The 1,344-nt window shown below is 64.2% G+C and carries 1 protein-coding gene; it reads left to right on the top strand.

Annotation, left to right across the window (positions count from 1 at the left end; all coding sequences use genetic code 11):
- The first annotated feature begins 42 nt into the window (after positions 1 to 42).
- On the top strand, positions 43 to 1,311 hold the full coding sequence (locus AAG565_RS15690) for an IS256 family transposase (RefSeq protein WP_348820584.1): 1,269 nt from the start codon (positions 43 to 45) through the stop codon (positions 1,309 to 1,311).
- The last annotated feature ends 33 nt before the right edge of the window (positions 1,312 to 1,344 follow it).

The following is a 1,344-nucleotide window of genomic DNA, read 5'->3' on the forward strand; positions in this document are numbered from 1 at the left end:
GAATTTTGTGTGTGAGGCATAAGATGAGAACCAGGAGCATCTATGCCGAAGAAGAAGATGAAGGTGGCGGGGGCCGCCGGAGCGGCGCTGCCGTTGATTCCCAAGGAGTTGCTTGACCAGATTGCTGGCATTGATCTGCCGATGAGCGCTGAGCAGATCAACGCCACGACGATGGCGCTGAAGAAGGCCCTGATCGAGAGGGCGCTGGGCGCTGAGCTGTCGCATCATCTGGGCTACCCGCCCGGGGCTGACAAGCCGGAGACCGCCGGCAATCATCGCAACGGCGCCAGCGGCAAGACCGTGCTGACCGACGATGGGCCGCTGCGTATCGAAGTCCCGCGCGACCGCAACGGCTCGTTCGAGCCGCTGCTGATCCCCAAGCATGAGCGCCGCTTCACCGGCTTCGACGACAAGATCGTGGCCATGTACGCGCGCGGGATGACGGTGCGCGAGATCCAGGGCTTTCTGGCCGAGCAGTACGGCACGGAGGTGTCGCCGGACTTCATCAGCTCGGTGACCGACGCCGTCATGGCCGAGGTCAGCGCCTGGCAGGCGCGGCCGCTGGAGCCGATGTATCCGGTCGTGTTCTTCGACGCCCTGCGGGTGAAAATTCGCGAGGACGCCGTGGTGCGCAACAAGGCGATCTACCTGGCCCTTGGTGTGCTGCCGGACGGCACGCGCGACATCCTCGGTCTGTGGATCGAAAACACCGAAGGCGCCAAGTTCTGGCTCAAGGTGTTCAACGACCTCAAGACCCGTGGCGTGGGCGACATCCTGATCGCGGTCACCGACGGCCTGAAGGGCATCGGCGAAGCGCTGGGCGCGGTGTTTCCGGAGACGACCCTGCAGACCTGCATCGTGCACTTGATCCGCAACAGCCTCGACTACGCGAGCTGGAAGGATCGCAAGCTGCTCGCCGCCGCACTCAAGCCGGTCTACACGGCGCCCAGTGCAGAAGCCGCCGCGAAGGCCCTGGACGCGTTCGAGCGCGGTCCGTGGGGCCAGAAGTACCCGACCATCGTCGCGGCTTGGCGCCGCGCCTGGGACCGTGTGATTCCGTTCTTCGCATTCCCGCCGGCGGTGCGGCGCGTGATCTACACGACCAACGCGATCGAGAGCGTCCACGCCCGGCTGCGCAAGATCATCAAGACGCGCGGCCACTTCCCCAGCGACGATGCCGCGAGCAAGCTGATCTGGTTGGCTTTGCGTAACATCACCGCCGACTGGGGACGCGCTGCCAAGGAATGGCGTGAAGCCATGAATCAGTTCGCGATCGCCTACGGCGATCGCTTCGTCCGAGGTACCGTGTGAAATCGCTTCACACACAAAAATTCAGACAGGCCC

Source organism: Fontimonas sp. SYSU GA230001 (assembly GCF_040066175.1).
Classification (GTDB): domain Bacteria; phylum Pseudomonadota; class Gammaproteobacteria; order Nevskiales; family Nevskiaceae; genus Solimonas.